8 protein-coding genes are annotated in these 11,161 nt (G+C 71.3%); 5 read left to right on the top strand and 3 right to left on the bottom strand.

What is annotated here, in order from left to right:
• Positions 1-156 precede the first annotated feature (156 nt).
• A complete protein-coding gene (locus tag J3486_RS29835; protein ID WP_207825806.1) occupies positions 157-1,956 on the bottom strand; it encodes a beta-galactosidase family protein in 1,800 nt (599 codons plus the stop codon).
• 145 nt (positions 1,957-2,101) lie between these two features.
• Here J3486_RS29835 and J3486_RS29830 point away from each other — a divergent pair, with 145 nt between their 5' ends.
• Together J3486_RS29830 and J3486_RS29825 are read left to right on the top strand one after the other, a co-directional pair.
• Positions 2,102-2,989, top strand: a complete 888-nt coding sequence (locus J3486_RS29830; RefSeq protein WP_207825805.1) for an AraC family transcriptional regulator — start codon at positions 2,102-2,104, stop codon at positions 2,987-2,989.
• Positions 2,990-2,995: 6 nt separating this feature from the next.
• The gene (locus J3486_RS29825) at positions 2,996-3,319 is read left to right on the top strand and encodes a chorismate mutase (RefSeq protein WP_207825804.1); all 324 of its coding nucleotides are present in this window, start codon (positions 2,996-2,998) and stop codon (positions 3,317-3,319) included.
• A gap of 10 nt (positions 3,320-3,329) precedes the next feature.
• Here the strand turns inward: J3486_RS29825 and J3486_RS29820 are convergent, their stop codons facing one another.
• Positions 3,330-3,476: a hypothetical protein gene (locus J3486_RS29820; RefSeq protein ID WP_207825803.1), complete on the bottom strand. Its 147-nt coding sequence runs from the start codon at positions 3,474-3,476 to the stop codon at positions 3,330-3,332.
• 151 nt (positions 3,477-3,627) lie between these two features.
• On the opposite strand from J3486_RS29820, the gene pepN reads away from it, so the two are divergent.
• From pepN to J3486_RS29805, 3 genes are all read left to right on the top strand, one after another.
• Positions 3,628-6,135, top strand: coding sequence for an aminopeptidase N (gene pepN, locus J3486_RS29815; protein ID WP_207825802.1), 2,508 nt, complete (start codon positions 3,628-3,630; stop codon positions 6,133-6,135).
• Between the two features lie 348 nt (positions 6,136-6,483).
• Positions 6,484-7,872: an aminotransferase class V-fold PLP-dependent enzyme gene (locus J3486_RS29810; RefSeq protein ID WP_207825850.1), complete on the top strand. Its 1,389-nt coding sequence runs from the start codon at positions 6,484-6,486 to the stop codon at positions 7,870-7,872.
• Positions 7,869-9,305: a lysine N(6)-hydroxylase/L-ornithine N(5)-oxygenase family protein gene (locus J3486_RS29805; protein ID WP_207825801.1), complete on the top strand. Its 1,437-nt coding sequence runs from the start codon at positions 7,869-7,871 to the stop codon at positions 9,303-9,305. Before J3486_RS29810 ends, J3486_RS29805 begins: the two co-directional genes overlap by 4 nt.
• 20 nt (positions 9,306-9,325) lie before the next feature.
• Here the strand turns inward: J3486_RS29805 and J3486_RS29800 are convergent, their stop codons facing one another.
• The gene (locus J3486_RS29800; RefSeq protein ID WP_207825800.1) at positions 9,326-11,131 is read right to left on the bottom strand and encodes a bifunctional UDP-sugar hydrolase/5'-nucleotidase; all 1,806 of its coding nucleotides are present in this window, start codon (positions 11,129-11,131) and stop codon (positions 9,326-9,328) included.
• Positions 11,132-11,161 lie beyond the last annotated feature (30 nt).

Below are 11,161 nucleotides of genomic sequence, written 5' to 3'. Positions count from 1 at the left end.
GGCGCGGGGCGAGCGCACAGCCGGCCCCCAGCCACGGTCCCGGCACGCTCGCCCCGCCGCCCGGCCCCGCCCAACCGTCACACCAGCCGAACCCGAGCCACGACCCCCACCCCGGCTCGGCCCCGGCCCCGACCCCGGCCCCGGGCCAAGCGGGCCTCAGCCCAGCCGGACCCGGGCCCCCTCCGTCACCCCGTCCAGCTCCAGCACCCACACCTCATTGACCCCATCCCGCACCACAGGCCCCGGCACATACAGCGTCTCCTGCGGCCCGACCCCCCAGTACCGCCCCAGACAGAACCCGTTCACCCACACGAACCCCCGCGTCCACCCCGGCAGTTCCAGCGAGGCATCCCCGGCCCCGCCCACCGCCACCTCGAACGCCCCCCGGTACAACCCCGGAAGCCCGGCCCCGCCCACCGACCCCGCCAACCCGGACCCCGGCAACCCGGACCCCGTCGACCCAGACCCCGCCAACCCTGCCACCGCATCCCGCGTGAACGCGTCGAGCCGCAGCCCCCGAGCCCGCACCCCGTGCAGAAACTGCCGCTCGTGCAGCACCCCGCCCACGATCCCCTTCACCTCACCGAGACGCGGCCCGTAATTGACCCGCCCCAGCGACTCCACCCACAGCTCCACGCGCGCGTGCCCGCTCACCGGCGTCGCGAGCACCGGCGACTCCTCCGTGAGCACCCCGGCCCGCTCCCCGTCGACGTACACCACGGCCAGGTCCCGCAGCTCCCGCGCCCGCAACTCGTACGCCTTGCGCGGCCCCGGCACCGTCACCGCGTACCGCACCAGACCCCGGTCCACGTCCAGGTCCTCGAACGACGGCGGCACCGCGTGCTCCGATTCCGGCCCGCCCAGCGCCTCAAGGACCTCCGCCAGCGGCGTGTACGCCGTCGCCTCCACCGTGACGGGCGCCCCGAGCGCGGCCGGCTGCACCGGCACATCGGGCAGCGGCCCGACCGCGTACCGGGCGAAGACCTCGCGGAACAGCCAGAACTTCTCGGTGGGGCGGCCGAACTCGTCGATCGGGGCGTCGTAGTCGTACGACGTGACGTCCGCCTCCAAGGCGCCCGAGTGCAGCGCGCCGCCGCCCCGGTTCGCCCCCGCCCAGCCGCCGAAACTCGTCCCGCCGTGCGCCATGTACAGGTTCACCGACGCCCCGCACGCGAGGATCTCCTCCAGCGTGCGCGCCGCGTCCCGCGCGTCCCGCGTCGTGTGCCCGGCGCCCCAGTGGTCGAACCAGCCGCACCAGAACTCCGCGCACATCAGCGGCCCCTTCGGGCGGTGCCTGCGCAGCGTCTCGAAGCTCTCGCGCGCGCGGGAGCCGAAGTTCGCCGTCGCCAGGATCCCCGGGACCGAACCGCCCGACAGCATGTGGTCCTCGGGCCCGTCCGACGTGAACAGCGGGACCGTCACGCCGAGTTCGAGCAGCAGGTCGGCCAGCGCCCGCAGGTACAGCTGGTCCGAGCCGTAGCTGCCGTACTCGTTCTCCACCTGCACCATGATCACCGGGCCGCCCCGGTCGACCTGCCGCTCCACGATCTGCGGCAGCAGCACCCGGAACCAGCGCTCCACCGCCGCCAGGAACTCCGCGTCCCGGCTGCGGATCCGGGACCCCAGCGGCCCCGTCAGCCAGTGCGGCAGCCCACCGTTCTCCCACTCGGCGCAGATGTACGGGCCGGGCCGAGCGATCACCCACAGGCCCGCCTCGTGCGCCGCGTCCAAAAACCGTCCCACCGCCGCCACGTCGTCGACCTCACCGGGGCGCGGCTCGTGCAGATTCCACGGGACGTACGTCTCCACACAGTTCAGACCCATCGCCCGCAGCATCCGCAACCGGTGCGGCCACTGCTCCTCGTGCACCCGGAAGTAGTGCAGCGCGCCCGACAGCAGACGCACCGGCCGGCCGTCCACCTCGAAGTCGTCCTCGCCCACCCTGAACTCGGCCATCGCGTCCCTCTCGCTCGTACAGCAGCCGTCACTGTCCCCTCTGGCGGACGACAGGGTCCATGGACAAAGATCGGCTGTTGTTGGACGGCTTGGGAGAGCCCTGGGCGGACCGGAAGACCGCGCGAAACGCCACAGGAGGGGACACATGGCCACGTACCACACCTGGATGCGCTACTTCACACCCAGCCCGGTCCACCACCGCCTCGGCCTCGTCTGCCTCGGCGTCGGACTCCAGCACGGCCTGCTGCCCACCGTCGGACCCCGCACCCTCGACCACCACGTCGCCGTCGTCGTCACCGCGGGCGGCGGCTGGTACCAGGACGCCGAGGGCCGCCGCACCCCCGTCACCGCCCCCGCCCTCATCTGGCTCACCCCCGGCCGCCCCCACCACTACGGCGCCGACCCCGACACCGGCTGGGACGAGTGCTTCGTCGACTTCACCGGGCCGGCCACCGCCACGTACACCGAACTCGGCTACATCGAACCCGAGCGCCCCGTCGTCCCCCTGTCCGACGCCGCCCAGGCCCGCGCCGCCGTCGGCCGCATCGCCCGCGCCGCCCGCCGCGGCAACCCGCTCCTCGAGGTCGAGACCGGCGCCGCCGTCCACGAACTCCTCGTCGCCCTGCGCCGCGCCCGCGCCGACATGGCCCCCGACGGCGACCCCGTCCTCCAGGCCCTGGCCCGCGACGCCTTCCAGCCGCTCTCCGTCGCCGAACACGCCGCCCGGCACGGCATGAGCCCCGCCGAACTGCGCACCGCCGTCCGCCGCGGCGCCGGATGCAGCCCCAAGGACTACCTCCTCGGCATCCGCCTGGGCCGCGCCAAGGAACTCCTCGCCGCAACAGAACTGCCCGTCGCCGCCGTCGCCCGCCGCGTCGGCTACGACGACCCCGCCTACTTCTCCCGCCTGTTCACCCGCCGCGTCGGCATGGCACCCGTCCGCTTCCGCGAACAACAAGGACGCGCCGTGCCCGGCGGCTGGTCCGACAAGATCCCCGACCCTGACGACCCGCCCATGCTCCACGTAGGCTGATCCGTCATGACCACCAGCAACCCCAACGAGGTCGACCCGGCCGTGCGCGCCGAGCTCGCCCGCCTGCGCGACAGCATCGACAACATCGACGCCGCCGTCGTCCACATGCTCGCCGAACGCTTCAAAGCCACCCAGCAGGTCGGCCACCTCAAGGCCCACCACGCCCTGCCCCCGGCCGACCCGGCCCGCGAGGCCCGCCAGATCGAGCGCCTGCGCCAACTCGCCGAGAACGCCAAACTGGACCCGGCCTTCGCCGAGAAGTTCCTCAACTTCATCATCAGCGAAGTGATCCGCCACCACGAGCAGATCGCCGAGGACACCAAGAGGTGATCGCGGGGGCTCAGCCCCCGAACATCTTCCGGTGGTTCTCACCCATGACCCAGGCGAACGCCACCATCATGGCGACGAAGGCGACCACCAGCAGCGCCACCACCGTGCCACACGTCCACAGGACCACCCGTCCCGCAGAGCGCCGCCGATACGGCATCTCCGTCACCCGCGGCGCCACCGGACGCCGCCCCCGCTCGACCGTCCCGCCAACGGACAACCCCTCCGGCGACCGAGGAGCGGGGTCCGAGGCAGAGCCCCGCGCCCAGGCACCCTGCCGCACTGTCAGAGGCATCAGGCACCATGACCCCATGCCCGTACTGACGCGCGACGAAGCGCAGACCCGAGCCCGGCTCATCGACGTCGAGCACTACCGCGTCGAACTCGACCTGACCCGTGGCCCCGACACCTTCGACTCCCGTACCGCGATCCGGTTCACCGCGCGAGCCGCAGGAGACACGTTCGTCGAGCTCGTGCCCGCCGAACTGCGCACCGTCACCCTCGACGGGCAGCCGCTCGACCCCGCCGCCCTCGACGACAACCGGCTGCCGCTGTCCGGCCTCGCCGAGGGCGCGCACGAACTCGTCGTCGACGCCGCCATGCGCTACTCGCACACCGGCGAGGGGATGCACCGCTTCACCGACCCCACCGACGGCGAGACGTACGTCTACTCCAACCTGTGCATGGTGGACGTCCAGCGCGTCTTCCCCGCCTTCGACCAGCCCGACCTCAAGGCCGTCTTCGACCTCACCGTCACCGCCCCCGAAGGCTGGACCGTCATCGCCAACGGCGTCACCGAGCACCTGGGCGACGGCACATGGCAGGCCGCCCCCACCCCACTCCTGTCGACCTACCTCGTCGCCGTCGCCGCGGGCCCCTGGCACTCCATCCGCACCGAACACCGCGGCCTCCCCTTCGGCCTGCACTGCCGCCGCTCGCTCGCCCCCTACCTCGACGCCGACGCCGACGAGATCCTCGACGCCACGCGCGCGTGCTTCGACCGCTACCACGAGAAGTTCGACGAGCCGTACCCCTTCGACTCCTACGACCAGGCGTTCGTCCCCGAGTTCAACGCCGGCGCGATGGAGAACCCCGGCCTCGTCACCTTCCGCGACGAGTTCGTCTACCGCTCCGCCGTCACCGACACCGAACGCCAGCTCCGCGCCATGGTGATCGCCCACGAGATGGCCCACATGTGGTTCGGCGACCTCGTCACCCTCAAGTGGTGGGACGACATCTGGCTCAACGAGTCGTTCGCCGAGTACATGGGCTACCAGACCCTCACCGAAGCCACCCGCTACAAGGACACCTGGGTCGACTTCGGCATCTCCCGCAAAGCCTGGGGCTACGACGCCGACCAGCGGCCCACCACCCACCCCGTCGCCCCCGACGCCGTCCCCGACACGGCCTCCGCACTCCTCAACTTCGACGGGATCTCCTACGCCAAGGGCGCCTCCGCACTGCGCCAACTGGTCACCTGGCTCGGCGAGAAGGACTTCCTCGCCGGCATCAACACCCACTTCAAGCGCCACAAGTTCGGCAACGCCACCCTCGCCGACTTCATCGACTCGCTGGCCTCGGAAGCCTCCGGCGCCGACCGCGACGTCCACGCCTGGGCCGACACCTGGCTGCGCACCACCGGCGTCGACACCCTCACCACCCGCGTCACCGACACCGACGACGGCTGGACCCTCACCGTCGACCGCACCGGCAGCCGCCCCCACCGCATCGCCGTCGGCCTCTACGACCGCGACCCGGCCGACAGCCGCGCCCTCGTCCTGCGCGAACGCATCGACGTCGACGTCCCCGGCGAACCCATCACCGGCCGCGGCCCGCGCCCCGCCCTGATCGTGCCCAACGACCACGACCTCACCTACGCCAAGGTCCGCCTCGACCCGGTCAGCGAGGAAACCGTCGTCCGCGGCATCTCCGGCGTCCCCGACCCCCTCACCCGCGCGGTGCTGTGGAACACCCTGCGCGACATGGTCCGCGACGGCCAACTGGAGCCCGCCACCTACCTGGAGACGGCCGCCGCCCACCTGAGCGAGGAAACCGACCTCGCCATCGTCCAGGGCGTCCTCACGTTCGCCCACACCCAGGTCGCCGACCAGTACACGGCCCCCGCGGACCGGCCTGCCGCCCTCACCCTCCTCACCACCCTGTGCGAGGACCTGATCCGCCGCACCGAGGACGGCAGCCACCCCGGACTGCGCCTCACCGCCGTACGCCACCTCATCGACGCCGCCCAGTACGCCGACGTCATCCGCGACTGGTACGACTCCGGCGCCGTCCCCGGCGGACCCGAACTCGACCCCGAACTGCGCTGGCGCATCCTCGGCCGGCTCAGCGTCCTCGGCGCCGTCGACGACGCCGTCATCGAGGCCGAACTCGCCCACGACCCCAGCGCCGTCGGCCAGGAGGGCGCCGCCCGCTGCCACGCCTCCCTGCCCGACCCGCAGGCCAAGGCCGCCGCCTGGGACGCGATGTTCGCCGACCACACCGACGAACCCGACCGCGAACTGTCCAACTACCTGTTCACCGCCACCGCCCAGGGCTTCTGGCAGCCCGAACAGGCCGACCTGCTCCGCTCCTACCTGCCGCGCTACTTCACCGACGCCGTCACCCTCGCCGAACGGCGCGGCCCCGCCATCGCCACGGCCGTCGGCCGGTACGCCTTCCCCGAGCACGCCGTCGACCCGGAGACCCTCCGGCTCGGCGAACAGTGCCTCAGCCAAGGGGAGCCCAGCCCCGCACTGCGCCGCAAGCTCGACGACCAACTCGACGACCTGCGCAGAGCGTTGAAGGCACGCCAAGGATGACCGGCCGACGCTGAGCCGAAGGGGCGCCTCCCGGGATCCACGGGATCCACCGGATCCACGGGAGGCGCCCTAACCCGCCCCTCCACGGGAGGCCCTCAACCCGCCCCTCCGCCGGAGGCGCCCCACTCGCCCTCCGCCCGAGGCCCCCAACCCGCCCTATACACCACCAACACGCTCTCTCCGTACAGCAGTACCCCTTTCGGGTTTCCTTCCCGCATTTGCCGGTGGCCTGCCTTCCGCAACGCCAAAACTGGTGCGCACCGTTCCATGTCCCGCCGCGCACCAGAAGGACCCCGCATGATCCCGCCCGCCGCCCGCCACCACCCCTCCAAGGGATGGGCAGCGCCCATGGGCCTCCTTCTTCCGCCCCTGGCCGGAGGCACCCAGGGCCCCGACGCCCTGCGGCCGCTGCTCGGCACCGTCCTCGACGCCCTCCACGAAGGCGCCGTCCACCGCGCGGGACCGCTGCCCGCCGGCGGCCCCGACACCGTCGCCGCCCAACTCCGCGAAGCGGTCGGCCCGTTGCTCCCCGAGCACGGCACCGGAGCCGAGGAAGCCCTGCGCACCCTCGTCACCGCCCTCGCCGCCGGCGCCGCCGACCCCGCCGAACCCCTGTGCGCGGCCCACCTGCACTGCCCGCCGCTCGCCGTCGCCACCGCCGCCGACCTCGCCGCGAGCGCCCTCAACCCGTCCATGGACTCCTGGGACCAGGCCCCGGCGGCCTCCGCGCTCGAAGCCGACCTCACCGCCGCACTCGCCCACGAGACCTACCCGGCGGCCGACCGGCCCGACGCCCTCGTCACCACCGGCGGCACCGAAGCCAACCAACTCGCCGTACTACTCGCCCGCGAGACCGACCCCCACCCCGAACCCGTACAACTCCTCGTCGGCGAGAACGCCCACCACAGCCTCGCCCGCGCCGCCTGGCTCCTCGGCCTGCCCGAACCCATCGTCGTACCCGCCCCCACCGGCACCCTCGACCCGGCCGCACTCGACGAAGCCCTCACCGACCTGCCCGGCCCCAAACTCGTCGCCGCCACCGCCGGCACCACCGACGCCGGGCTCATCGACCCGCTCCCCGAGATCGCCGACCTCTGCGACCACCACGGCGCCCGCCTCCACATCGACGCCGCCTACGGGGCAGGCCTCCTGTTCAGCCCCCGCCACGCCACCCTGCTGCACGGCCTCGACCGCGCCCACACCGTCACCCTCGACCTGCACAAACTCGGCTGGCAGCCGGTCGCCGCCGGACTCCTCGCCGTACGCGAACCCGCAGACCTGCGCGCCCTCACGCACACCGCCGACTACCTCAACGCCGACGACGACACCGAAGCAGGACTGCCCGACCTCCTCGGCCGCTCCCTGCGCACCACCCGACGGCCCGACGTCCTCAAACTCGCCGTCACCCTCAAAGCCCTCGGCCGCACCGGCATCGGCACCCTCGTCGACCAAGTCATCGCCCTCGCCCACCACCTCGCCCGGCTCGTCGACACCCACCCCGACCTGGAGCTGTACGACACCCCCACCCTCTCCACCGTCCTGTTCCGGCCCACCGACGCCACCGACGCACACATCGCCGACATCCGCCGCACCCTGCTCACCGAGGGCCACGCCGTCCTCGGCCGCGCCCGCATGGACGGAAAGCTCTACCTCAAAGCCACCCTGCTCAACCCCCACACCACCCCCGACGACCTCACCGCACTGCTGAAACTGGTGGAAGGACCCACGTCCCGATGACTGCCGCGCCCACCCCCCACCCCGCCACCTTGCCCACCGAAGCACCACGCGACCTCGTCGGCATCGGCATCGGCCCCTTCAACCTGTCCCTCGCCGCCCTCGCCCACCCCCTCACCGAACTCGACACCGCCTTCTACGACCAGCGCCCCGCCTTCCACTGGCACCCCGGCCTGCTCATCGACGGCGCCACCCTCCAAGTCCCCTTCCTCGCCGACCTGGTGACCCTCGCCGACCCGGCCAGCGACTGGAGCTTCCTCAACTACCTCAAGACCCGCGAACGCCTCTTCCCGTTCTACTTCGCCGAGCGCTTCCACATCCAGCGCGCCGAGTACGACGCCTACTGCCGCTGGGTCAGCGAGAACCTGCCCGGACTGCACTTCGGCCACCAGGTCGACGCCGTCCGCTGGAACCCCGAACGCGCCCTGTTCGAGGTCGACTTCACCCAGCTCGACGCCGACGGAGAGGCCGAAGCCCTCGGCCGCACGTACACCAAGAACGTCGCCCTCGGCATCGGCACCGAGCCCTTCGTCCCCGAACCGCTCAAGCCGCTCGCCGACGCGCCCACCGTGCCCGTCATCCACTCCGCCGACTACCTCACCCACCGCGCACGCCTCCTCGCCGCCGAACACGTCACCGTCATCGGCAGCGGCCAGTCCGGCGCCGAAATCTTCCTCGACCTCCTCAAGCACCGCCCCGAAGGCCACGAGAAACTCCACTGGCTCGCCCGCACCGAAGCCTTCGCACCCATGGAGTACAGCAAGCTCGGCCTCGAACACTTCACCCCCGACTACACCCGCTACTTCCACGCCCTGCCCGAGCGCGAGCGCGACCACCTCGTCCCCGCCCAGTGGCAGCTCCACAAAGGCATCGACGCCGACACCATCGCCGCCATCCACGACGAGCTGTACCAGCGCACCCTCCACGGCGGCTGGCCCGACGCCACCCTCACCCCCGGCGTCAGCGTCCGCACCGCGGGCCGCGTCGCCACCACCAAGATCGAACTCCACCTCGAACACCGCCGGCAGAGCGCCCGCTCCCGCCTCACCACCGACGCCGTCGTCCTCGCCACCGGCTACAAGGAACGCCCCCTCGACGGCATGCTCGCCGGCCTCGACCCCTACATCCGCCGCGACAGCTCCGAACGCCCCCGCATCGACGAGCAGTTCCGCCTCGTCCTCGACGACTCCGTCACCGGCGCCCTCTACGTCCAGAACGCCGAACGCCACACCCACGGCGTCGGCGCCCCCGACCTCGGCCTCGCCGCCTGGCGCTCCGCCACCATCCTCAACTCCCTCACCGGCAAAGACCCCTACCCGCAGCCCCGACGCACCGCCTTCACCAGCTTCGGCCTCACCGGACACGAGCACCGCGCCCCCGGGCCCGCCCAGCGACAGGCGGGGGAGCGCGGCACCATGGTCAAACTCCAGGGCTGACCCCCGGCGGCGGACTCACCTCACGAGAAGACGATCGGCGTCCCGTCCCGCGTCAGCTTCCAGTCCACCGAAGCGAAGTCGGCCGGGTCGAGGACACCCTTCGCCGTCACCCACTCCGCGATCCGCGTCCGGATCTCCGTCGACTCCGACCACAGCTCCTGCGCCGTCGCCACACCCGGGAACGCGCCACCACCGTTCGCCCGGTAGTTGTTCACCGCGAACACGAACTGCGCCGCGTCATCCAGATCCGCACCGTCGAACCTCAGGTTCTTGATCCGCGAACCCGCCGGCTGCGCGACGTCGATGTCGTACGTGACCCCCGACACGTAGTCGTAGTTGTAGTCCGGGCGGTTGTTCGCGTTCGTCAGCTTGTCCACGTCGACCGCCGCGCCCGCCGCCGTCTGCACGAAGTACTCCGCCGAGTACTCCAGGTACGCCCGCACCTGCGCACCCGTCATCAACTTCGCGACCAGCGTGTTGTCGTACACGTACAGGCTCGACAGATCCCGGATCGTGACATTGCCCGCAGGGATCTCCGACGTACGAGAGAACGGCGACGCCTGCGACAGCACCGGAAGCGACGCGTACTGCGTCGACTTCAGAGCCTCCGTCACCACATCCGCCTGCACCTTGTTGATCAAGTCGATGATCGGCGCGTCCTTGTAGCGGGCGTCCACCGTCGTCAGCGTCGTCGTCGCCCGCCCGACCACCTGGTTCACATACTTCACGACCAGGTCGTGGTCCGCCTGCAGCAGCTTCGTGATCTTCGGATCGTCCGCCACCGCGTTCGAGTTCAGCAGCTTCGACGACACCGACTCGACCGCCCAGCGGCCCTTCTCCCACACCAACTCGAAGTCGAACAGCGCCAGCCGCTCCGCATAGCACAGCGGCTCCGACAGCACGACCGTCTTCCCCGTCTTGTCGTTCGTCACCAACTGCTGCTCGATCTCCACGTGCGCGTGCCCGACCAGGATCGCGTCGATCCCCGGCACCGTCTTCGCCACGTTCGCCGCCGCGTTCTCCACGTACGGCAACTGGTCACCCCACGACGACGTGCCCGACGCACCCGAGTGCGCCGAAATGATCACGACGTCCGCGCCCATCGACCGCAGCTTCGGCACCCACAGCGCAGCCTGCTCCTCAAGCCCCGGGAACTTCAGCACACCCTGCACATACGCCTTGTCCCAGATCGCGATACCCGGGTTCGTCAGCCCCAGGATCGCCACCTTCACGTCCTTGCCGTGCGGCGTCCGCATCGTCTTGATGACGTACGGCCTGAACGCCGGCTTCTCCGTCTTCGCGTCCACCGCGTTCGCCCCGAGCAACGGGAAACGCAGCTGCGACTCGAACTTGCGCAGCGTATCGATGCCGTAGTTGAACTCGTGATTGCCGAGCGCCGCCGCGTCGTACCCGATCGCGTTCATCGCCTCGGCCATCGGATGCACCGGACCGTTCTCCGCCGTGATCGGATCCACCCGCGCGAAGTAGTACGTCAACGGCGTGCCCTGGATCGTGTCACCGGCGTCGATCAGCAGCGTGTTGCGCCGGCCCTTCTCCGCACGGACCTGCTGCACCAGCGTCGAGATCCGCGACAGACCCTGCGCGTTGCCCGCCGCGTCCTTGTACTCGGCGTCCTTGTAGTAGTCCCAGTTGAAGACATGACCATGCAGATCGGTCGTCCCCATGACGGTGAACGCATACCGCTTCTGCTTCTTGGCCTTGCCCTCCTCGGCCTCGGCGGCCGGCGCGGCGACAGCCCCCGCCAGCGCCACACCGGCACCGGTCGCGGCGGACTTGCCCAGGAAGGATCTGCGGTTCAACGGCATCGAGGAGCTCCTGACCCACGACCACTCGTG

Origin of the sequence: Streptomyces sp. VRA16 Mangrove soil (assembly GCF_017377775.1) — a bacterium.
Classification (GTDB): domain Bacteria; phylum Actinomycetota; class Actinomycetes; order Streptomycetales; family Streptomycetaceae; genus Streptomyces.
This window is presented reverse-complemented; position numbering and strand designations above follow the sequence as displayed.